This window comes from Pseudomonas sp. A2 (assembly GCF_023100865.1).
In the GTDB taxonomy this organism is placed as follows: domain Bacteria; phylum Pseudomonadota; class Gammaproteobacteria; order Pseudomonadales; family Pseudomonadaceae; genus Aquipseudomonas; species Aquipseudomonas asiatica.
Window position 1 is genome coordinate 2,461,614 of the sequence record NZ_CP039127.1, and the last position, 19,943, is coordinate 2,481,556.

The 19,943-nt window shown below is 64.0% G+C and carries 22 protein-coding genes; 12 read left to right on the top strand and 10 right to left on the bottom strand.

The annotated features are described in order from the left end of the window. Positions 1-117: 117 nt before the first annotated feature. Positions 118-285, top strand: a complete 168-nt coding sequence (locus E5221_RS11490; RefSeq protein ID WP_167506594.1) for a hypothetical protein — start codon at positions 118-120, stop codon at positions 283-285. Between the two features lie 96 nt (positions 286-381). Continuing rightward, the gene (locus E5221_RS11495; RefSeq protein WP_176240842.1) at positions 382-561 is read left to right on the top strand and encodes a hypothetical protein; all 180 of its coding nucleotides are present in this window, start codon (positions 382-384) and stop codon (positions 559-561) included. 333 nt (positions 562-894) lie between these two features. Here the strand turns inward: E5221_RS11495 and E5221_RS11500 are convergent, their stop codons facing one another. From E5221_RS11500 to E5221_RS11510, 3 genes are all read right to left on the bottom strand, one after another. Further along, positions 895-1,659 carry a hypothetical protein gene (locus tag E5221_RS11500; RefSeq protein WP_015269918.1) on the bottom strand — a complete coding sequence of 255 codons (765 nt, stop codon included), beginning with the start codon at positions 1,657-1,659 and terminating at the stop codon, positions 895-897. 64 nt (positions 1,660-1,723) lie between these two features. Further along, entirely contained in the window at positions 1,724-3,001 is a 1,278-nt protein-coding gene (locus E5221_RS11505) for a bifunctional O-acetylhomoserine aminocarboxypropyltransferase/cysteine synthase (protein WP_024086755.1), read from the bottom strand. Between the two features lie 170 nt (positions 3,002-3,171). Further along, on the bottom strand, positions 3,172-4,929 hold the full coding sequence (locus E5221_RS11510) for an OPT family oligopeptide transporter (RefSeq protein WP_247847448.1): 1,758 nt from the start codon (positions 4,927-4,929) through the stop codon (positions 3,172-3,174). A gap of 242 nt (positions 4,930-5,171) precedes the next feature. Here E5221_RS11510 and E5221_RS11515 point away from each other — a divergent pair, with 242 nt between their 5' ends. Together E5221_RS11515 and E5221_RS11520 are read left to right on the top strand one after the other, a co-directional pair. Then, entirely contained in the window at positions 5,172-6,365 is a 1,194-nt protein-coding gene (locus E5221_RS11515; RefSeq protein ID WP_061550923.1) for an ATP-binding protein, read from the top strand. Positions 6,366-6,537: 172 nt separating this feature from the next. Next, positions 6,538-6,699 (top strand): hypothetical protein, encoded by a 162-nt coding sequence (locus E5221_RS11520; RefSeq protein WP_024086757.1) that lies wholly within the window; start codon positions 6,538-6,540, stop codon positions 6,697-6,699. Positions 6,700-6,779: 80 nt separating this feature from the next. On the opposite strand, the gene E5221_RS11525 is transcribed toward E5221_RS11520, so the two are convergent. Then, entirely contained in the window at positions 6,780-7,751 is a 972-nt protein-coding gene (locus tag E5221_RS11525) for a helix-turn-helix domain-containing protein (RefSeq protein ID WP_247847450.1), read from the bottom strand. A gap of 130 nt (positions 7,752-7,881) precedes the next feature. Between E5221_RS11525 and E5221_RS11530 the strand changes: the two genes are divergently transcribed. After that, entirely contained in the window at positions 7,882-8,523 is a 642-nt protein-coding gene (locus E5221_RS11530) for an HD domain-containing protein (RefSeq protein ID WP_247847451.1), read from the top strand. Between the two features lie 116 nt (positions 8,524-8,639). Here E5221_RS11530 and E5221_RS11535 read toward each other — a convergent pair whose 3' ends face one another. Both E5221_RS11535 and E5221_RS11540 read right to left on the bottom strand, forming a co-directional pair. Further along, positions 8,640-9,626: a 5'-nucleotidase gene (locus E5221_RS11535; RefSeq protein WP_247847452.1), complete on the bottom strand. Its 987-nt coding sequence runs from the start codon at positions 9,624-9,626 to the stop codon at positions 8,640-8,642. Between the two features lie 142 nt (positions 9,627-9,768). After that, positions 9,769-10,677: a LysR family transcriptional regulator gene (locus E5221_RS11540; RefSeq protein ID WP_247847454.1), complete on the bottom strand. Its 909-nt coding sequence runs from the start codon at positions 10,675-10,677 to the stop codon at positions 9,769-9,771. Between the two features lie 94 nt (positions 10,678-10,771). Here E5221_RS11540 and E5221_RS11545 point away from each other — a divergent pair, with 94 nt between their 5' ends. Beyond that, positions 10,772-11,947 (top strand): MFS transporter, encoded by a 1,176-nt coding sequence (locus E5221_RS11545; RefSeq protein ID WP_247847455.1) that lies wholly within the window; start codon positions 10,772-10,774, stop codon positions 11,945-11,947. Positions 11,948-12,077: 130 nt separating this feature from the next. Here E5221_RS11545 and E5221_RS11550 read toward each other — a convergent pair whose 3' ends face one another. Next, on the bottom strand, positions 12,078-12,701 hold the full coding sequence (locus E5221_RS11550) for a glutathione S-transferase (RefSeq protein ID WP_247847457.1): 624 nt from the start codon (positions 12,699-12,701) through the stop codon (positions 12,078-12,080). A gap of 197 nt (positions 12,702-12,898) precedes the next feature. Here E5221_RS11550 and E5221_RS11555 point away from each other — a divergent pair, with 197 nt between their 5' ends. Continuing rightward, the gene (locus E5221_RS11555) at positions 12,899-13,201 is read left to right on the top strand and encodes a DUF3077 domain-containing protein (protein WP_015269932.1); all 303 of its coding nucleotides are present in this window, start codon (positions 12,899-12,901) and stop codon (positions 13,199-13,201) included. Positions 13,202-13,279: 78 nt separating this feature from the next. Then, a complete protein-coding gene (locus E5221_RS11560) occupies positions 13,280-14,002 on the top strand; it encodes a hypothetical protein (RefSeq protein WP_247847458.1) in 723 nt (240 codons plus the stop codon). 99 nt (positions 14,003-14,101) lie between these two features. Here the strand turns inward: E5221_RS11560 and E5221_RS11565 are convergent, their stop codons facing one another. From E5221_RS11565 to E5221_RS11575, 3 genes are all read right to left on the bottom strand, one after another. Beyond that, complete coding sequence (locus tag E5221_RS11565) at positions 14,102-14,581, bottom strand: transposase (protein WP_061550929.1); 480 nt, start codon at positions 14,579-14,581, stop codon at positions 14,102-14,104. A gap of 233 nt (positions 14,582-14,814) precedes the next feature. Then, the gene (locus E5221_RS11570; RefSeq protein WP_247847460.1) at positions 14,815-15,357 is read right to left on the bottom strand and encodes a WYL domain-containing protein; all 543 of its coding nucleotides are present in this window, start codon (positions 15,355-15,357) and stop codon (positions 14,815-14,817) included. A gap of 107 nt (positions 15,358-15,464) precedes the next feature. After that, positions 15,465-16,451, bottom strand: a complete 987-nt coding sequence (locus E5221_RS11575) for a zinc-binding dehydrogenase (protein WP_061550931.1) — start codon at positions 16,449-16,451, stop codon at positions 15,465-15,467. 399 nt (positions 16,452-16,850) lie between these two features. Here E5221_RS11575 and E5221_RS11580 point away from each other — a divergent pair, with 399 nt between their 5' ends. The 4 genes from E5221_RS11580 (at position 16,851) to E5221_RS11595 (ending at position 19,941) form a co-directional block, all read left to right on the top strand. Next, on the top strand, positions 16,851-18,044 hold the full coding sequence (locus tag E5221_RS11580; RefSeq protein ID WP_247847462.1) for an MFS transporter: 1,194 nt from the start codon (positions 16,851-16,853) through the stop codon (positions 18,042-18,044). Between the two features lie 30 nt (positions 18,045-18,074). Continuing rightward, positions 18,075-19,181 (top strand): alkene reductase, encoded by a 1,107-nt coding sequence (locus tag E5221_RS11585; protein WP_247847463.1) that lies wholly within the window; start codon positions 18,075-18,077, stop codon positions 19,179-19,181. A 243-nt stretch (positions 19,182-19,424) separates the two neighbouring features. Next, positions 19,425-19,670, top strand: coding sequence for a type II toxin-antitoxin system Phd/YefM family antitoxin (locus E5221_RS11590; RefSeq protein ID WP_013972043.1), 246 nt, complete (start codon positions 19,425-19,427; stop codon positions 19,668-19,670). Beyond that, positions 19,660-19,941 (top strand): type II toxin-antitoxin system RelE/ParE family toxin, encoded by a 282-nt coding sequence (locus E5221_RS11595; RefSeq protein ID WP_003259987.1) that lies wholly within the window; start codon positions 19,660-19,662, stop codon positions 19,939-19,941. Before E5221_RS11590 ends, E5221_RS11595 begins: the two co-directional genes overlap by 11 nt. The last annotated feature ends 2 nt before the right edge of the window (positions 19,942-19,943 follow it).

The window sequence follows — 19,943 nt, forward strand, 5'->3', positions numbered from 1 at the left end:
GGGGCCATGATCGGTACCCCGGCCTTTTGCGCCACCTGTCGAACCCAAGGCACTGCTGCTGGCCGTTTTCCGTCCGATCTGTATGCGCGATCAATGCGCAAACCCAGGAGAACTTCCATGGCAAACGATCAGAATGACCCCGGCCTCGAGCAAACCGAATCCCAGCCCGGCAGCGGTGACGGAGAGATCCCGCTACCTTCGGATGACGAAGGCCCGATCGAGGAGGAGATGGAGGACGTGCAGGCCAACAATTCGGTTTCTGCCGAGCACCCGCAGCCTCGCTGACGGAATTGCCCGGAACGAATGCGGTTCACACCTTTTCTTGCGAGGTATGCAGCGATGAGCCCCGATCCGAATGCACAAGGCGGCACGAACCTGGACATGCCCACTTCACCTGACCTGGCCGTTGACCCCGACCGCCCGACCATACCCGACCCTGACGACGACCCGCTCATGAACGAAGAAGAGGGTGGTGATTGGCAGGAGGAAGACAGCTTGGCTGATGACGGCAGGCAGAGCGTGGAGCAGCCTGCGGTAGACCTGGATCAGCGCAGGGAGTGACCATTGATAGGGCGGGGCCCTGTGGGAGCGGGTTTACCCGCGAAAAATCCGACACAGTGCATGGCACCGGCTGCGCCGGTGTTCGCGGGTGAACCCGCTCCCACAGGTACTGCGGCTGCCTTGAAGGTTGTGGTAATCCTGTAGGAGCGGGCATGCCCGCGAAGAATCCAACGCAGTGCATGGCACCGGCTACGCCGGTGTTCGCGGGTGAACCCGCTCCCACAGGTACTGCATCTGCCTTGAAGGCTGTAGTGATCCTGTAGGAGCTGGCTTGCCTGCGATGGGCTGCGCAGCAGCCCCGATGGACACAGCCCTGGCATGCGCGCCGGTGTATCACCCCCGTCGCAACGCAGCCGCCAGCCCCACGGTCAGGACCACGGCACAAAGCATTGCCAGGCTGATGGCAATTGCGACACCCCAGGCATCGAGCAGCCCCGCCAATACCAGATAAAACGCAATCACCCCCACCGCCCCGATCGCATTGCCCCGCACCATCGCCGCCATTCCTGCACGGCCAGTCTGCACATGGGCGAACACCACCAGCGGCCAGGCAATCACCGGGATCGGCGCCAGCATCCCGCTGGTCGCCGGGCCCAGCCAGTTGGCCAGGCTTGTGGTGACCATCAGCAACGAAGTGGCAGACACCATGCGCAGAGGGATTTCCCAAAATCGATGCCGGGGCCGGACCAGGGTGTCCGGCCTGGGCTCGCGGCCGCTGGCGCGTATCAGCACGCCGATCAGCACCAGCGCCACGGCAATCGACAGATACAGGTTGCCCCCGTGGGTAAACGCGTAGGCCGCGACGCCATAGAACAGCATCGCCAGCAATACAGCCCAGCCGATGCCGAGCCTGCGTGTGGCGAACAGGTAGAAGGTGTACGTGGCCTGCACCGCCGCCAGGCCGCCCAGCGCGCCGGGCACCGCACCCAAGGCAAAGGCCGTGCCCTGCTCCAGGCACAGGAAGGTCATTACCAAGGCCGAAGTGATCGGCAGGCCGGACAGCAACCCACCGAGCAGGCCGCCCCAGCGACGCGAGGCGAGGGAGATGGCCCACATAAGGAGCGGGGTGACGATCAGCTTGAGGTAGAACAGGGTCATCGCAGGGCTATCCAGATGTGCGGAAGGTGCGCCCGCCGTAGGCATTGGGTAGGGCGCAGATGAATCAACCGCGGCTGGCCTCCAGCGCCTGGGCCAGGTCGGCGATGATATCGTCGCTGTGCTCGATGCCGATCGACAGGCGCACCATGTCCCGTGGCACGCCGGCCTTTTCCAGCTCCTCGTCGTTGAGCTGGCGGTGGGTAGTGGAGGCGGGGTGGCAGGCCAGCGACTTGGCGTCGCCGATGTTCACCAGGCGCACCACCAGCTGCAACGCATCGATGAAGCGCGCACCGGCCGCCTGGCCGCCCTTGATGCCGAACGACAGGATCGACGCTGGTTTGCCGCCGGTGTAGCGCTGGGCCAGTTCATGCTCGGGGTGGTCAGGCAGCCCTGCATATTTCACCCACGCTACCTGCTCGTGGGCTTGCAGGTAACGGGCGACCTTCAGCGCGTTCTCGGTGTGGCGCTCCATGCGCAAGGCCAAGGTTTCCAGGCCTTGCAGGATCAGGAAGGCGTTGAACGGCGACAGCGCCGCGCCAGTATTGCGCAATGGCACCACGCGGCAGCGGCCGATGAAGGCGGCGGGGCCGAAGGCTTCGGTGTAAGTGACACCATGGTAGGACGGGTCGGGGGTGTTGAGCAGGGCGAAGCGCTCCTTGTTGTCCGCCCAGGGGAACTTGCCGGAGTCGATGACGATGCCGCCGATGCTGGTGCCGTGGCCGCCGATGTACTTGGTCAGCGAGTGCACGACGATATCGGCACCGTGCTCGAACGGCCGGCACAGCACCGGGGTGGCCACGGTGTTGTCGACGATCAGCGGCACACCATGGCGGTGGGCAGCCTCGGCCAGCGCGGCGATGTCGACGATATTGCCGGCAGGGTTGCCGATGGACTCGCAGAACACCGCCTTGGTGCGCGAATCGATCAATGCCTCGAGGGCGTCGATGTCGTCGTGGGCGGCGAAGCGGGTATGGATACCCATGCGTGGCAGGGTGTGGGCCAGCAGGTTGTAGGTGCCGCCGTACAGCTTGGCCACCGAGACAATGTTGTCGCCGGCCTCGGCGACGGTCTGGATGGCGTAGGTGATGGCCGCCATGCCCGAGGCCACCGCCAGCGCGCCAACCCCGCCCTCCAGGGCGGCCATGCGCTGCTCTAGCACGTCGTTGGTGGGGTTCATGATGCGCGAGTAGATGTTACCGGCCACCTTCAGGTCGAACAGGTCGGCGCCGTGCTGGGTGTCGTCGAAGGCGAAGGAAGTGGTCTGGTAGATCGGTACGGCCACTGCCCGGGTGGTCGGGTCGGGGCTGAAGCCTGCGTGGATGGCGAGGGTTTCCAGCTTCATGCAATCGTTCCTTGAGCGTGGGTGGAGCGATCGAGCATGTGGTGGGGGGAGGGTGTGGGTCAAGGGTGAAGGCGCGATGGGCTGCCCGGCAGCAACCCAGCGCATCCAAGGGCGCGTCAGAACGTTGTAAATGGCGCGCAGGTGCAGCATGGCACGTGCCATGCCAACCGCTACAGCATTCTCACCATCTCCCAGAACGATGCCGCCACCCCGGTAATGCTTTCCCCGGCAATCAGCCCCGCTGCGGCCGTGATCGCAAACCGCTCTGTAACGCTCGGCCAACGGCAACCGACCAGCCAGGTGACCACCGCGCCGAACCCCATCATCATGCTGATCGATGCCGGCAGTATGAACGCCAGCCCCAGTGCGCCGGTACTCGGCAGCCAACGCGCCACCCATTGCGGCAGCAGGCTGTCCAGCGTGCCTAGCAGTACGCCTGCCGCGCTGCCGGCCACAATCGCCCAGCGCAGCTCCGGCGACAGCGCCCCCAGCCCCTGCATCAGGGTCTGGGCCACGGCCTTCCAGGTTGCCACGGCCGGTGCGGGCCATTGCTCGGTAAGCAGCAGTGTCTGCGGCTCGGGAATCAGCACCAGGTACACCAGCACGCCCGCCACGCTGCCGATGAGGATGCCCAGGCACTGTGCAATCAGTTGTTTGTGTGGCGTCGCGCCGATCGCCTGGCCAACCTTGAAGTCGTTCATCAGGTCGGTGGCTTGCCCGGCCGCGCCACCGGCAGTGTTGGCGCTCATCAGGTTCATGGCCACCTGGCCCGGGGCAATCAAGCCAAAGCTCAGCTGCGACAGCTTGCCGATGGCGCCGATCGGCGCAATACCGGTGGCGCCGACCACGCGCGCGGCGACCACCGCAAGGCATATCGCCAAGGGAATGCTCAACAGCGCCATCCACCAGTCGATGCCGAACAGCAACGCCTGTAACGCCACCACAAGCGCAATGGACAATAGCAGCCCGCACGCAGGTGCCAGGGGAAACCGCCCACGGGCGTGCGCTGCCCGACTTGCCAGCGGGGCGGTGGGCCTCTGCCGGGGCATTTGCAACAGGCGAACCGACAATGACGTCAGGGTCGCGCATACCATCAGGCTGACGCCCGGCCACAACAGCCATTCCACCAGGGCGGCGAACTGTGGGCCGCTGGCGTTCGGGGCCAATACCACCAGGGCATGGTCTATCAGCCACGGTGCCAGCCCGCCCCAGGCCAGCGCGGCGCCGAACAGCAGTGTAAGGCCCACCCGGATGCCGATGATGCCGCCGAAGCCGACCACCATCAGCGAAGGGTCGAGCGTGAAGGTCAGGCGCTCGAGCACAGGCGAGGGTGCCCAGCGCGGTATCGCCCAGACGAACCCGTCAATCCACTTCACCAGCCCCGACAGCAACGCGGCGCTGCACAGCACCTTTATCCGCATCATGGCTTCGTGGCCGTGGCGGTAGATCTGCTGCAATGTCTCCAGGGTCGCCATGCCCTCAGGGAACTTCAGGCCATGGTCATCGAGCAGGGCGGGGCGCAGATACCAGGCGATCCAGATGCCCAGGAAGCTCACGGAGAACACCCAGGCCATCATCGGCACCGGGTCCAGCTGGTGACCGGTGAGCAGGGTATAGGCGGGGATCGGCGCGACCAGCCCGCCAGAAACGATGGAAGCGGCGGCCGAGGCCACGGTCTGGTTGATGTTGCTTTCGTGCAACGTCCATGTGGGCCGGCCCTTGCTGCGCCCCGCCAGGCCCTGCCACAGGGTGAAACCGACCAGCAAGGCGATGATCGACATGTTGAACGACCAGCCGATCCGAAGGCCCGCGTATACATTCGAGGGCGTCAGCAGAATGCCCAGCGCTACACCGGTGAGCACCGCCCGCGGGCTCAGTTCACGTTCGATGCGAGCCTGGGGAAGGGCGGTGGAGGGGGCAGGTCTCATGGCAATCCCTTGTCGGAGTGGTAAGCGCGCTTTGCACAACTGAGCCACTGCTGCCACAAAGGTTCACTGTCGCTTCTGGTTGTGAAAGGTGTCCGGCAATAGCCCGGAAGTGCTAGCGGCAACACCGTCGGGTCTCAAGAAAAGTGCTGTGCACAGGGGCTTGCTTTTGCTGACATTGCCGAATCAAGAGAGATTAGTTAAGTTATCTAAATTCGATAACTTTCCTAAACTCGGTATAAGTCATGGACCCGATCGCTAATCCCTATTCCCCGGGAGCAGGCGCGCCGCCGCCGGCATTGGCTGGTCGCGACGCATTGCTCAAGCAGGTAAGCATCGCAATCGCCCGCATTCGCCGGGGCCGAGCGGCGAAGAGCGTGCTGATGGTCGGCTTGCGCGGCGTGGGTAAGACTGTACTGCTGGAAAAAATGCGCATTGAAGCCGAAGCCGAGGGCGTTCATGCCATACGCATGGAGGCGCCGGAAAACCGTTCGCTACCCGCGTTGTTGGCGCCTCAACTGCGCTTGGCGCTGCTTCGCCTGAGCCGGGTGGAAGCGGCTCGGGACCTGGCTCAACGGGGGTTGCGAGCCCTTGCCGGTTTTGCAAAGTCGTTGAAGGTTGCCTACGCGGACATAGAAGTAGGCCTGGACCTGGAGCCGGAACCTGGCTTGGCTGATAACGGTGACCTGGAAGGTGACCTGGCGACCTTGCTGGAGGAGGCCGGCAAGGCCGCACAGCGCGCCGACACGGCGCTGGTGATGTTCATCGACGAGTTGCAGTACGTTGCCGAAGATCAGTTGGCCGCGTTGATTACAGCCTTGCATCGCTGTGCCCAGGGCCAGTTACCTGTCACGCTGGTTGGGGCTGGCCTGCCTCAATTGCGCGGCCGTTGTGGCAACGCGAAATCCTATGCGGAGCGACTGTTCGATTTCCCTGAGATCGGCCCGCTTGCTCCTGAGGCCGCAAGGTTTGCGGTAGTGCGGCCTGCAGAAGATGAAGGCGTGGAATTCGAAGAGGCGGCGCTGGAAAGTGTGCTGGCACATTCACAGGGCTATCCGTACTTCCTGCAGGAGTGGGGCAAGCACTCATGGGATGTAGCCTCGCAGAGCCCCATCACCAGCGCTGATGTCGAAACCGCTTCAGAGCAGGCGATTGCCACACTGGATGAGAGCTTCTTCCGGGTGCGCTTTGACCGCCTTACGCTTGCGGAAAAGAAATACCTGCGTGGCATGGCGGATCTGGGGGCCGGCCCTCATCGTTCTGGTGATATCGCGGCCAGCCTGGCGCGGAAGGTTTCCACGCTCGCACCACTGCGCAGTGCATTGATCGAGAAAGGGATGATCTACAGCCCGAACCACGGTGATACGGCGTTCACTGTGCCGCTTTTCGATGAGTTCATGCGGCGTATCATGCCGGGCGATGATTGGCGGTTGGGCTAGCCTGCTCTACAGGCATGCAAGCCGCAATCACAGGCAACGGTCCTCCCCGATTGCCAGTACGACTGTAAAGATATGAAAAGTTTCCCTAGGCCATCACGCTGTCACTCTAGAATCCGCCCGCTGCCGAACCTGGTAATGGCAGGCAGCAGATCTAGCCTTGTGGAGCGTTCCAATGAAGTCGAAACACCTTTTCCGCGCAGCCCTGGTTGCGGCGCTGGTATCGGCCTTGTCAGGCTGCTGGATGTTCATGCCGCCGGGTGGTGGCGGTGGTCATGGTGGTGGCCACGGTGGCGGCGGTGGCTTTGGCGGCCATCAGGGCGGTGGCCCTCGCTAAGCTGACCTAGCGATGGAGCGCACAGCCTCGGCCGGGACGCTAAAGCGTACCCGGCGCGAGCGCACATAACACGGTTCAGCTCACCCCGACTGCCCAAACCGCTTGCGATACTCCGCCGGCGTAACCCCCACATGCTTCACGAACGCCCGCCGCAACGTATCTGCATTGGCAAACCCGCACAGCGCCGCCACCTGCTTCGGTGCCTCTCGCCCAGCCTCCAGCCGCACCCGCGCAGCATTCACCCGCGCCAGCTCCACCCACGCGGCCGGGGTCATTCCCACATCACTCTGAAACACCCGCGCAAAATGCCTCGGGCTCAGCCCAACCCGCGCGGCCAGGCTGGCAACCCCGTGGTCCAGTGCAGGGTTGGCGGCCACGTAACGCTGCAACCCCTGCAATGCCGAACGCCCAACCGGTGATGTCCCACCTTGCCGGCTGAACTGCAGCTGCCCGCCAGGCCGCTTGAAGTACATCACCAGATGCCCGGCCACCTGCCTGGCAATGTCGCGCCCCAGATCCTCTTCGACCAACGTCAGTGCCAGGTCCAACCCGGCCGTTACCCCCGCAGCGGTACGCAGGTTGCCGTCATGTACCTGAATGGCATCGGCATCTACCTGTACCCGCGGATAACGCTCGGCCAACGGCTGCGCCACGGCCCAATGGGTGGTCACTCGCCGTTCATCCAGCAACCCGGCAGCCGCCAGGGCAAACGCCCCCGTGCACACCGAGCCGTAACGCCGGCAAGCGCCCGCGCGTTGCCGCAGCCAGTCGAGAATGCCGGGGCGCAGGTATTGCTCGGCAGCCTGCGGTGTGCCGGCGACCAGCAGGGTGTCGATGGGTTCCAGGTCTTCGCCGATCCATCCGTCGGCGACCAGGCGCGTACCGGAAGAGCTCACCAGCGGCCCCGGTTCGCAAGCCAGCAACAGCAGGCGATAGGCTTCACGGCCGGCCTGACGGTTGGCTTCGGCGAATACATCGAGCGGGCCGCAGGCATCCAGCAGTTGTACGCCAGGCATGGCCAGGATGGCGACCGTGATTGGGGAAAAGGGCATGGTGGCTCCGGGCGTTGCGTCGCAAGTCCGTAATCCGCCGACAATGGCAGTATCTGGCGCCACAAGTCAATTGAGGACATTGGCACACGACCGCAGACTGGGCTCGTCATCAACCCACCCAGGAGCGACCATGTCTTCATCCATCGCCGGTATCCAGGTGCCCGACAGCGCCATGGCTCGGGAAATCACCGAGCTCGTCCGTGACACGGCTTCCCCTTTGCTGTTCCACCACTCCAGCCGGGTCTTCTACTTCGCGGCCCTTGCCGGGCAGCGGTTGGGGCTGCGTTACGACAGTGAACTGTTGTACGCAGGCTGCATGTTCCATGACATGGGCCTGACCCATCAGCACAGCAGCGATTGCTGCCGCTTCGAGGTGGACGGTGCCAATGCGGCGCGCGATTTCCTCCAGCGCCACGGCGTGGACGAGCGCGATGTCGAGCGTGTGTGGACGGCGATCGCGCTGCATACCACGCCGGGTATTCCAGAGCACATGCACCCGCTGATCGCCCTGGTCACGGCGGGGGTAGAGACTGATGTGCTGGGGCTGCACCACGATGCGCTGGGGATTGCCGCGCGGGATGCCGTGGTCCAGGCGCACCCGCGTGGGGAGCGGTTCAAGGAGGCGATCATCCAGGCGTTTTACGAGGGCATCCGGCACAAGCCGCAGACCACGTTTGGCAACGTGAAGGCGGATGTGATCGCGGACAAGGACCCTGCATTCCGGCCTGGGAATTTTTGCAGCGTCATTCGGCAGTCCTGCTGGGCGAGCTGAGTAAAGCGGGCTGGTGCTGCCGGTGTTGGCAGGCCCTGGTGCCTGTCAGCTAAACAGATTGGGGCCGCTTTGCGGCCCTTCGCGGGCGTGCCCGCTCCCACAGGTTGCGCATCAGATCAAACCGGTGCCCTCGAAGTGGTAGCTGGCTCGTCGAGCGCAGAGTCCGCCGCCGAGCGCTCGCGATTCGCCACCCCGAACGGCACATGCACCATCGGCAAGTCCCCCGCCGGTGACTGCAGGTGGCTGCGCTGGTCATCAAAGAACACATGTGGCTTCAGTATCGACAGCACCCTGGGTTTTTCCATCCCGCCCAGAAAGAAGCACTCGTCCGGCGATACGCCCCAGTCCTTCAGCGTCGTCACCACCCGCTCATGCGAAGGGGCATTGCGCGCCGTCACGATGGCAATCCGCAAGATGCGCTTGTACGCCGGGTCTTCGGCCAACTTGCGGTCCTCGAGCATGCGAATCAGCGAAAGCTTGCGGTACAGGTCCGCCAAGGGCCCCGGCGAATGCGGGATCCCCTTGCGCACACGTTCATGCTCCTGAAACTCGTCCAGGTTGTCGTCGCGCTTGTACACGCGCTCGGCCTCGTCATCGGCAATCACCCCGTCAAAGTCGAAGGCCACCCGCAATTCGGTGTCGATCTCGTCATCGTAGATGCGTGTCGGCAGCACCCGCCCGGCGGGGTAGTTGGCGTCGATGGCTTTCTGTACATCTTCCTCGTTGGCACTGAGGAATAGCGAGGCATTGAACGCCGGGATGTACTCGTAGGGCGAGCGGCCCGACATGAATGCCGCGCGGGTGATGTCCAGCTGGTAGTGGTTGATCGAGCGAAACACCCGCAGGCCGGTCTCCGGCGAATTGCGCGACAGCAGCACCACCTCCACCGGCAACTGCTCGGGGAAGGCCTGGTTGATGCTCAGGAAGCGGCGAATGAACGGGAACGCCACGCCCTTGGGGAAGGGCTCGTCCAGGTTCTGCTGCTGGTGCCGACGGTAAGCCTCGACGCCCTCGGTCTGGTAGATGTCGTCCGAGACGGTGAGGTCGAACAGCGCACTCGAAGCAACGCCGATGACCAGTTTCTGTTCGATGGGGTAGGGCATGAAACAACTCCTGAACATGAGCCGAGGGCAAGGGTTCCTCTACAGCAGGATTCTGTAGGAGCAGCCTCGTGCTGCGAAGAGGCCGGTCCAGGCAACAGCTATGCATTGTCAGTACGGACCTCTTCACAGCGCAAGGCTGCTCCTACAGGGCGTTGGGCAGGCCTGACAGTTGCTCCACCAGAAAATCCACGAACACCCGCACCCGCGCCGCCATCGCCGGGCCGCCGACGAACACCGCATGGATCGGCTCGCGATCACCGGGGTTGTACGCCTCCAGCAACGGCACCAGCTGCCCGTTGGCCAGGTCATCGGCCACGGTAAAGGTACCGATGCGCGCCACGCCGGCGCCAAGCCTTGCCAACTGCGCCAGGGCCTCGCCGCTGCTGCATTCGATATTGCCCGTCACCTTCAATGAAAACGCCTGCCCGTCGCGACGGAACGGCCAGTCGGGTGCGGCGCGGCGGAAGTTGAAACGCAGGCAGTTGTGCCGGGCCAGGTCCTCTGGCACAAGCGGCGTACCGCAGCGCGCCAGGTACTCGGGCGAGGCGACGATCACCTGGCCGGTTTCGCCAATGGCACGGGCGCTCAACGAGCTGTCCGGCAGGTGGCCGAAGCGCAGCGCCACATCGGCCTGGCCGCCGAGAATGTCGGCCACTTCGTCGCTGAGGGTAAGGTCGACCAGCACCTGCGGGTAGCGCGCGCTGAACGCCGCCAGCAGCGGCACCACGGTCAGCCGGCCATGGCCCAGCGCTGCGCTGACCCGCAAGCGCCCGCGGGGCACACCCTGGTCGGTGATGGCCTCTTCCACTTCTAGCATGTCGGCGAGCACCCGCCGTGCACCGCGCAGATACGCTTCGCCCTCAGGCGTGAGGGTGATCGCCCGGGTGGTACGCAGCAGCAGGCGGGTGCCCAGGCGCTGTTCGGTCCGCGCGAGGATGCGGCTCACCGCCGACGGCGTCAGGCCCAGCGCGCGGGCGGCGGCGGACAGGCTGCCCTCCTGGGCCACCTTGGCAAAGATTTCCATCTCTCCGGATCTTCCACTGAAGTCCATTTGTGCCTCTTGAGCAAAGGTGGTTCGCAAAAATGCAGTCTAGTGCGGCTCAGCTTCGGATCGTAGCATTTGCAGCACAGATAAGGAGCTTGCCATGCGTATCAATCCACCTCTTGTCGCGCTCGCCATCGGTGCCTTCGGCATCGGTGTCACCGAGTTCGCCCCCATGGGCATGTTACCCAGCATCGCCACCGACCTGGGCGTCTCCATCCCCGCAGCCGGGCTGTTGGTCAGTGCCTATGCGATCGGTGTGCTGATCGGTGCACCGCTGATGACCCTGGCCACGGTGAAGATCCCCCGGCGTTACCTGCTGATCGGGTTGATGGCCATCTTCACCCTCGGCAACCTGATGTCGGCCCTGGCCTGCGACTATGCCAGCCTGCTGGTCGCCCGTGTGGTCACCTCGCTGAACCACGGTGCGTTCTTCGGCATCGGTTCGATCGTCGCGGCCAGCGTGGTGCCGCCAGAGAAGCGCGCCGGGGCCGTGGCCGCCATGTTCATGGGGTTGACCCTGGCCACCATCGGCGGTGTGCCGCTGGCGACCTGGTTCGGTGAAATGCTGGGCTGGCGTACGGCGTTCTGGGGCATCGCCGGGCTCGGCCTGGTGGCAATGACAACCCTCTGGTACGCACTGCCCGATGTGCCGTCGCCCAAGGGTGGCGGGGCCATGGCCGAAATCCGCGTGCTCGGCCGCGGGCCGGTGCTGGCGGCATTGCTGCTGACCGTGGTGGGCTCCAGTGCGATGTTCACGGTATTCACCTACATCGCGCCGATCCTGCAGAGCGAGGCGGCAGCGTCCACCACCTTCGTCACGGCCATGCTGGTGTTGTTCGGTGTCGGCCTGACCTTGGGCAACGTGTGGGGTGGCAAGGCGGCGGACCGCTCGATCGACCGTACCCTGATGCTGTCGCTGGCCGTGCTGATTGCGGTGTTGCTGGTGTTCCCGCTGGTGATGGACTGGCCGCTGCCGACTGCGCTGGCGATCCTGGTGTGGGGCGCTGCCAGCTTTGCCCTGGTGCCGCCGCTGCAGATGCGGGTGATGGAGGCGGCCAAGGATGCGCCCAACTTGGCGTCGGCGGTGAATATCGGGGCGTTCAACCTGGGTAACGCGATTGGTGCGGCGCTGGGTGGGGCGGTGATCAATGCGGGGCTTGGGTATTCGGCGGTTTCCCTGGCGGGGGCGGCGATGGCGGTTTTGGGCCTGGTGATGGTGCTGCTGTTCGCTTGGCGGGGGCGGGCGGGGGCTGCGGCGAGTCAAGTTGCTGTGTAACAGGTGGAAATCTTCGGGGGCGCTTTGCGCCCCATCGCGACACAAGGCCGCTACTACAGGAAACCGCGATTCCTTGTAGGAGCGGCCTTGTGTCGCGATGGGCTGCAAGGCAGCCCCACAGTCTTGCCCATCACGGCGTACCGTTACGGCCATGCAGGTGATAGGCCGGGCGCTCGCTCAGCCGTTCGTAATAATCGCGCACGGCCGGCAGGTGCGGGTGCTCTAACGGCGTTTCGAACCAGCGGTTGACCGACAGGCCAATGGGGATGTCGGCCAAGGTGAACTGGCTGCCGGCCACATAGGCACCGGTACTTGACAGCTGGCGGTCGAGAATGTGCATGTAGCGCGCCCAGTCCGCGCAGCCGGCGGCCAGGGCCTGTGGGTCCTGGTGGGCCGGCGAGTGCCTGACCAGCGACATGAACGCGTAGCTCCAGGAACGGTTGAGGTCCGAGGCCTGCCAGTCGATCCACTGGTCGATCCTGGCCCGCGCCTGCGCCTCGCCCGGGTAGAACCCAGTGGCGCCATAGCGCGTGGCCAGGTAGCGGATGATGCTGTTGGATTCCCACAGGGTGAAATCGCCATCCTGGATCACCGGGATCATGGCGTTCGGGTTCAACGCAAGGAATTCGGCGCTGTCCGTGGGCTTGACGCCCGCCCCCCAGTCTTCGCGCTCGAACGCGACCTCGAACTCGGCACATGCCCACAGGACTTTTCGTACATTGATGGAGGAGGCTCTGCCCAATATCCGTAGCATGGTGTTCATCCTTGTGAGGGGGGATTGATCGTCCGTCACTGCCGCTTGCCGGTCAAGAGCCAGCGTGGTGGCGGAGCGTCCTCTTTGTAGGGTTCTTGTAGTCCATTTCCGAAAGTAAGCCTTTCCACCCCCAAGGTTATTGTGGCGGGGCAGGCAGCGCCCTAGTCTCGGTACGCTCGTAACCCGAGGAAATGGACATGGACAAAGACACTCCGAAAGAAAGCGGCAATCTCAATGTCGTGCGTGCAGCGGGCCGTTTTGGCAACGGTGGTGCCGAACTGGTGCAGATGAACGCGCAGTTGCCGATGCGCACGGCATTGATGGAGGCCTCGAGCATCATGGGCTGCATTACCGAACTCACCCGCAAGGCCATCGACCGGCCCGGTGACCGCAAGGCGATGATGCAGGCCACGTACTACCTGGCAGGCATGGCCAAGGCGCTGATCGACGGCCAGTTGCAGCAGTTGCGCCAGGCTCGGGGAGGCGAGCAGGAGCCTTAGTCAGGCTTGCCTGGGGACCATGAACTTGGCACCCTTGGTCAGTTTGAATCTCTGTATCACGACAGAAGGAAGTTCGCATTGAGCTGGGACAAGGTGGGGAAACTCCTCGTAGCCGTGCTGCTTGGCCTGATGGTCCTGCTGGCCGCCTATGGGTTGCTCAGGGGCAACCCGCGCCTGGAGGCATCGCTGACCTATGCCTACCTCACCTATCCCAGCCAGTTCAGCGAACGCATCACCAAAGCCAGCGAACAGCTCAAGTACGAGCAGTTGCAGGGGCGTATCAATGCCATCAGCGAGGGCGGGCTGAGCCACGATCAGGTCGAGCGGCTGATCGAAATGGCCCAGGCGCCGTATGCCCAGCTGTTCGCCAAGCCCTTCGAGGCCGGGTTGGTCGACCACCGTACCGGTCTGCTCATCGAGCTGCGCAACCGTGGTGATGCGCAGGTGCGCCAGGTGAAAATCCGCCTGCCGGCGAAAGGCCTGGTGCAGGTGCGCGATGCAACTGGCAATGACACCATCGTGGAAACCTCCACCATGCAAGCGGATATCCCCACCATCGAGCCGGGTGGCGTATGCAAGGTATGGGTGTATTTCGATGCAGACTATTCGCAGATCCGCCAGGGCGGGGTCAGCATCAGTCACGCCGATGGCAAGGCTGACATACAGGTTTACCGCGAGGTCATCGGTTTCCCGGCCTGGGTAGCCCGCTACAGCCGCGAGCTGATGGTGCTGCTGGGCGTATTGGCGGCCAGCGTGCTGGGCCTGGGGTATGCCTGCCTGTCGCGCCGTAACCCGCACTGAACGCCTCACCTGTAGGAGCAGCCTTGTGCTGCGAAGAGGCCGGTACTGACTGAACATGTGTACCACCTGTACCGGCCTCTTCGCAGCACAAGGCTGCTCCTACAAGGAGTTGTGCAGGCTGTCAGTGAGCCATACTGCGTCCCAGTGTGGATAATCGCCAATCTCTGCTACCAGGCCAGCCCGCAGAGGGTTGGCAACGATGTATCGGGCTACCTTGCGCACATCATCTTCCTGGCGCAGCGCTCGGTCATGAAACCCGCGTTGCCAGACTGGGCCCGGGCTCACGCCCGCCTTGCACAATGCCGTACCAGATCGCGATTTGAACTGTCGCATCAGGCTACTTAATGTGACGACACGCAGCTCCACCAGCCAATGCAAGTGGTCAGGCATCAGCACCCAGGCGAGTGAGCGGCAAGCGCCAAGCCGTTCCGACTGCCTCAGCTCCCTGATGACCAGGCGAGCTGTGCGAAGATCCTGAAACAGTGGCTTGCGTGCATGGGTGACAGTGGTCAGCAGGTACAGCCTGCCAGGCTCTGAAAAACGCCCCCGACGTAGCCGGTTGGCCTCAGCACGATCCATGTAATCTTCCTCGCATCCGTTCCGTGTGGGATACCTACAATAGAGATCCCAGACGCTACCGACGTTGGCAGATCGTTACCCGTTTTTTCAGTCATACACATTTGTAGGAGCAGCCTTGTGCTGCGAAGAGGCCGGTACGAGCGATACACATTTTTGGTCAGTACCGGCCTCTTCGCAGCACAAGGCTGCTCCTACAGGTCAGTGACTCGCCACGGGGTTGGTGTTCTTGCCGGTCAACAACCACCCTCGTGCAGCGCCAGGCTCTGGCGCAACTGCACGAGCATGGCCTGTCGCAATGCCTGCGGCGCCTGCACGCGGATCGAGCCGGCCTGGGACAGCAGCCAGCCCATCAGCGAGCGGTTGTCGTCGACGGTAGCTACCAGGGTGGCACCACCTTCCGCCTGCAGCGTCAGTTGCATATCTGCCGACAGTGGCGACGCCTCAAGGCGCCGGGCAAGGGCATCATCGACCCAGGCGTGCAACTCGACCTGTTCCGAAGGTGTGAGCGCATCGGGCTGCAGCTGTTGCGCTTCGCCAGGGCTCAGGCCCGCTTGCCAGTACCAGCCGTAGGGCATGCCTTTGCTGTTGCACTGCAGCGGGAACAGTGCCGCGAGTTCGACCAGGTCGCGTTCGACCGTGCGTTTGCTGGTGATATAGCCAACGGTGGTCAGGGCGGCCTGCAACTGGGTGGAACTCATCCCCGGGTGACGGCCTGGCAGCAGCTTTAGCAGCTGCCACTGGCGGGCGATGGTGTGGCGGGTAGGGTGGCTGGGCAAAGGGCTCGTCCTTGAAGGCAGGCACGAAGCCTGCCTAAGTAGTGGCGTTTAGCTATTGCTCAGCATACCTTGTAGCAGAATGGGATCCAAGTTTTCGCATTTGGCGTTCAGTCCAGGCGCGTCACCCATTTGCCTGTGCCTTGGCCCTCTTTCAGCTGCCGCAGAGCCTGTGGCAAAGCAGAGAAGGTGAACTCGCGGCGCTGTGGAGCGATCAAGCGACCATCGGCAATGGCCTGCAGCAATTTTTCACCGGCCACGCGCAGGGCTTGGCGGTCTGCCAATTGGCCGTAGGCATGAATGCTGTTGAGCGCCACTTCATGCAGCGAGATCGCCGTGCTGAAAGCGGGCGTTGGTGCGGTTTCCTGGCGGTCCTGGATGCACACGAGGTGGCCGTTGTAGCCGAGCAGGTGGGCCAGGCTGCCGGCATGGGCGCCGCTGACGGTGTCGAACAGGGCATGCAGCGGGCGCTCGCCCAGGGCGGCCTGCAGTTGGTTCTGCCAGTCGGCGTCGTGATAGTCGAACACCCCGCTCACACCGAGGGCCTTGAGCGAGGCGTGGTGGTGTTGGCCGGCACTGGCCCACACGCGCAGGCCACGCTGCGCGGCCAGCTGCGCGAGGTAGAAGCCCACCGCGCCACCGGCGCCGATCACCAGCACGTCGCGGCTGGCACCTTCGGGTACCTTGGCCAGGGCCTGCCAGGCGGTCAGGGCGGGGCAGGGCACGGCGGCCGCGGCGGTGTCGCCGAGCGCGCTGGGGATATGCATGACCAGGCTTGCATCGAGCAGGCAGTGCTCGGCAAAACTGCCGTCACGCGCCAGCGATTGGTGGTAGGCGACGCGGCTGCCCAACGGCATGTCGACGCCTGCGCCAACCGCGACTACCACACCGGCGCCATCCACGCCCGGGACCGTGCCCTGCTGCCAGGCCGGGTGGCCCCACTCGCAGATTTTCCAGTCCACCGGGTTGAGGGCAATGGCGCGGTTGGCCACCAGCACCTCACCGGGGCCGGGTTGTGGCAGGGGTTTACGCAGCAGTTGCAGGCCGTCGAGGCCGGCGTTCGGGGTCCAGGCCCAGGCTTGATGATCGGTTGGCATGGTGCGGGTCCTTACGAGACGGGTGTGGGCGGCAGGCTAGCGGGGATCGGGCGTGGGAAAAAGGTGCGGTGAGGGCAAGGTGTTTTGACTGGAGGACAAAAAAGCGGGGCCGCTGGGCGGCCCATCGCAGGCAAGCCAGCTCCTACAGGTACAGCACCAGCCCGGAGCCTGTGCAATTCCGGTGGGAGCAACTGTCTTTAGAAATTTATTTTCAAGCGTGCCCTTCGGGCAGTGCTTCGCCCTCCATTCGCGGGCAACACAAAAGATTGACCCTTTCGCAACAGCCCAATCGCAACCTTTGCTTTCAGATCAAAACTCATTGTCCCGCGCCCATCTTTTTCCCGTCCCCACGTCCCCCCGAGAATCCACCCATCCCAACCTTCCACAGGTGATTCTCAAATGCCTCTCGCCTTGTTAGCCCTGACCCTGGCGGCTTTCGCCATCGGCACCACGGAGTTCGTGATCGTCGGCCTCATCCCGACCATCGCCAATGACCTGGCAGTGACACTGCCTTCGGCCGGCCTGCTGGTAAGCCTTTACGCCCTCAGCGTCGCCATCGGCGCGCCCCTGCTCACCGCCATGACCGGCCGCGTCCCGCGCAAGCTGCTGCTGGTCGGCCTGATGGCGCTGTTCACAGCCGGTAACCTGGTGGCCTGGCAGGCGCCCAGCTACGAATCGCTGATCATGGCGCGCATCCTCACCGGCCTGGCCCACGGGGTGTTCTTCTCGGTGGGCTCGATCATCGCCACCAGCCTGGTGCCGAAAGAAAAAGCCGCCAGCGCCATCGCCACCATGTTCAGTGGCATGACCGTGGCCTTCGTCACCGGTATCCCGCTGGGTACCTTCATCGGCCAGCACTTCGGCTGGCGCGTGACCTTCCTGGTGGTGGCTGCCTTCGGCCTGGTAGCGCTGCTCGGCGCACTGGTGTTCGTGCCCAAGCGCATCCAGCACAGCCAGCCGGCACCGCTGCTGCGCCAACTGCGGGTGATGCTGCAACCGCGCCTGCTGCTGGTGTATGCCATGACTGCCGTGGGTTACGGCGGCTCGCTGATCGCCTTTACCTTCCTTGCCCCGATCCTGCAGGACATCGCCGGCTTCGGCGCCAACAGCGTCGCCCTGGTGCTGCTCGCCTACGGCTTTTCGGTTGCCCTGGGCAACATCTGGGGCGGCCGCCTGGCCGACCGCAAAGGCCCGGTCAAGGCACTGTCGATCATCTTCCTGCTGCTGGCCGTGGTGCTGCTGGCGCTGACCTTCACCGCGCCGCATCCGGTACTGGTGGTAATCACCGTACTGGCCTGGGGCGCGGTGGCCTTCGGCAATGTGCCGGGCCTGCAGGTGTACGTGGTGCAGCAGGCGGAAAAGGTCGCCCCCGACGCAGTCGACGTGGCGGCCGGTTTCAACATCGCCGCCTTCAACCTGGGTGTGGCCGGTGGCTCCTGGGGCGGTGCCCAGGTGGTGCAACAACTCGGCCTCGGCCACACCCCATGGATTGCCGCGCTGGTCACCCTCGGTGCCCTGGCCCTGACCCTGTACAGCGGCCGCCTCGACCGCCGCGTACCTGCCCAGTCACAACCTGTCGTCAGCCGCGCCTGACCCCTGATTCGCCTTACGGAGATGCTCGCAATGGCTCAAGATCCACTGTTCCAACCCCTGCAATTCGGCGCCCTTAACCTGCCCAACCGCGTGCTGATGCCGCCGATGACCCGCTCCCGCGCTGCCCAGCCTGGCGATGTACCGACCGCGCTGATGGCCGAGTACTACGCACAACGCGCCAGTGCCGGGCTGATCGTCAGTGAAGGCACCTGGATCTCGCCACTGGGCAAGGGTTACGCCCGCACCCCGGGTATCCACACCCAGGCGCAGATCGACGGCTGGCGCCTGGTCACCGAGGCTGTGCATGCCGCGGGCGGGCGCATGTTCGCCCAGCTCTGGCACGTCGGCCGCCTCAGCCACAGCAGCCTGCTTGGTGGCCAGGCACCGGTGTCGTCCTCGGCGATGCAGGCCGAAGGCGTGAATGTGTTCATCGACAATGCCGACGGCACGCCAGGCTTTGTCCAGGCTTCCAAGCCACGCGCGTTGAGCGAAGCGGAAATTGCCGAGATCATCGAGCAATACCGCCAGGCTGCGCGCAACGCCATGGCCGCCGGTTTTGATGGTGTCGAGTTGCACGCGGCCAACGGTTACCTGGTCAACCAGTTCCTCGATTCCGGCGCCAACGACCGCACCGACCGCTTCGGCGGTTCGCTGGAAAACCGCCTGCGTTTCCTCGACCTGGTCACCCGTGCGCTGGTCGAAGGCGCCGGCGACGCCCAGCGCGTAGGCGTACGCCTGGCGCCGCTGACCACGCTCAATGGCTGTGTCGACGCCGACCCGGTCACCACCTATACCGCAGCGGCCAAGCGCCTGGGCGACATCGGCATCGGCTACCTGCACATTGCCGAAGCAGACTGGGATGACGCGCCGGACATGCCGGTGGACTTCAAGCAACAGCTGCGGGCGGTGTTCCCCGGGGTGATGGTGTATGCCGGCAAATACACCGGCGAACGTGCACGGCGCGCGCTGGAGGAGGGCTGGGCTGACCTGGTCGGCTTCGGCCGGCCATTCGTGGCCAACCCGGACCTGCCGGCGCGGCTGAAGCTGAATGCGCCCCTGGCCGAGCACGAACGGGCCACGCTGTTCGGTGGTGATGCCCATGGCCTGACCGACTACCCGGCACTGGCAACAGCCTGACCCCGATCGCTCCTCATGGAACTGCAAGTGACTCATTGAGTTAGCAGGGACCCTGTGGGAGCGGCTTTAGCCGCGAACACCGGCGCAGCCGGTGCCATGCGCCGCGGTGGATTCAAAGGGCTGGGCGATCTCCCCCAAACACGGCATTTCGCCTGACGTGTCTCACCTCTGTGCTTGAGCAGTGACGACTTGTTTGTGTCCTATATATGGACCAAAATATGGCTCTCTATTGAGGGTGCAAACATGCAAAACATATTCGCTGACGTGGCCGTAAGCGTGTCGGAACTGAAAAAGAACCCATCCGCGGTGATGACCGGCGCTGCGGGTATGCCCGTCGCTGTGCTCAATCACAACCGCGTGATGGGTTACATGGTGCCGGCCGAACTGTACGAGGCCATGATGGAACGCTTGGAAGATCTCGAATTGAGCGAACTGGCCAAGTCGAGGTTGGGTGAAAAAGGCGTACCGGTATCCCTGGATGACCTATAAACTCGAATTCCTGCCTTCGGCACTGAAAGAGTGGGGCAAGCTAGGCCACACCGTGCGCGAACAGATCAAGAAAAAACTCGCCGAGCGCCTGCAGTCACCCAAGGTACAGGCCGACGCGCTGCGTGACCTGCCGAACCACTACAAAATCAAGCTCAAGGCCTCTGGATATCGCCTCGTCTATCGAGTCGAGGACGAGCGTATCGTTGTAGTGGTGGTATCGGTTGGCAAGCGCGAGCGTAGCGAGGTGTATCGATCCGCTCAGAAGCGGTAAAC

What these genes read in the sequence shown, in the direction of transcription:
- E5221_RS11520 (WP_024086757.1), top strand. Translation starts at nt 6,538, where the DNA reads ATGAAGTCGAAACACCTTTTCCGCGCAGCCCTGGTTGCGGCGCTGGTA.
- E5221_RS11535 (WP_247847452.1), bottom strand. Translation starts at nt 9,626, where the DNA reads ATGCCCTACCCCATCGAACAGAAACTGGTCATCGGCGTTGCTTCGAGT.
- E5221_RS11545 (WP_247847455.1), top strand. Translation starts at nt 10,772, where the DNA reads ATGCGTATCAATCCACCTCTTGTCGCGCTCGCCATCGGTGCCTTCGGC.
- E5221_RS11590 (WP_013972043.1), top strand. Translation starts at nt 19,425, where the DNA reads ATGCAAAACATATTCGCTGACGTGGCCGTAAGCGTGTCGGAACTGAAA.
- E5221_RS11530 (WP_247847451.1), top strand. Translation starts at nt 7,882, where the DNA reads ATGTCTTCATCCATCGCCGGTATCCAGGTGCCCGACAGCGCCATGGCT.
- E5221_RS11495 (WP_176240842.1), top strand. Translation starts at nt 382, where the DNA reads ATGCCCACTTCACCTGACCTGGCCGTTGACCCCGACCGCCCGACCATA.
- E5221_RS11550 (WP_247847457.1), bottom strand. Translation starts at nt 12,701, where the DNA reads ATGCTACGGATATTGGGCAGAGCCTCCTCCATCAATGTACGAAAAGTC.
- E5221_RS11555 (WP_015269932.1), top strand. Translation starts at nt 12,899, where the DNA reads ATGGACAAAGACACTCCGAAAGAAAGCGGCAATCTCAATGTCGTGCGT.
- E5221_RS11580 (WP_247847462.1), top strand. Translation starts at nt 16,851, where the DNA reads ATGCCTCTCGCCTTGTTAGCCCTGACCCTGGCGGCTTTCGCCATCGGC.
- E5221_RS11525 (WP_247847450.1), bottom strand. Translation starts at nt 7,751, where the DNA reads ATGCCCTTTTCCCCAATCACGGTCGCCATCCTGGCCATGCCTGGCGTA.
- E5221_RS11505 (WP_024086755.1), bottom strand. Translation starts at nt 3,001, where the DNA reads ATGAAGCTGGAAACCCTCGCCATCCACGCAGGCTTCAGCCCCGACCCG.
- E5221_RS11585 (WP_247847463.1), top strand. Translation starts at nt 18,075, where the DNA reads ATGGCTCAAGATCCACTGTTCCAACCCCTGCAATTCGGCGCCCTTAAC.
- E5221_RS11510 (WP_247847448.1), bottom strand. Translation starts at nt 4,929, where the DNA reads ATGAGACCTGCCCCCTCCACCGCCCTTCCCCAGGCTCGCATCGAACGT.
- E5221_RS11575 (WP_061550931.1), bottom strand. Translation starts at nt 16,451, where the DNA reads ATGCCAACCGATCATCAAGCCTGGGCCTGGACCCCGAACGCCGGCCTC.
- E5221_RS11565 (WP_061550929.1), bottom strand. Translation starts at nt 14,581, where the DNA reads ATGGATCGTGCTGAGGCCAACCGGCTACGTCGGGGGCGTTTTTCAGAG.
- E5221_RS11500 (WP_015269918.1), bottom strand. Translation starts at nt 1,659, where the DNA reads ATGACCCTGTTCTACCTCAAGCTGATCGTCACCCCGCTCCTTATGTGG.
- E5221_RS11595 (WP_003259987.1), top strand. Translation starts at nt 19,660, where the DNA reads ATGACCTATAAACTCGAATTCCTGCCTTCGGCACTGAAAGAGTGGGGC.
- E5221_RS11515 (WP_061550923.1), top strand. Translation starts at nt 5,172, where the DNA reads ATGGACCCGATCGCTAATCCCTATTCCCCGGGAGCAGGCGCGCCGCCG.
- E5221_RS11540 (WP_247847454.1), bottom strand. Translation starts at nt 10,677, where the DNA reads ATGGACTTCAGTGGAAGATCCGGAGAGATGGAAATCTTTGCCAAGGTG.
- E5221_RS11490 (WP_167506594.1), top strand. Translation starts at nt 118, where the DNA reads ATGGCAAACGATCAGAATGACCCCGGCCTCGAGCAAACCGAATCCCAG.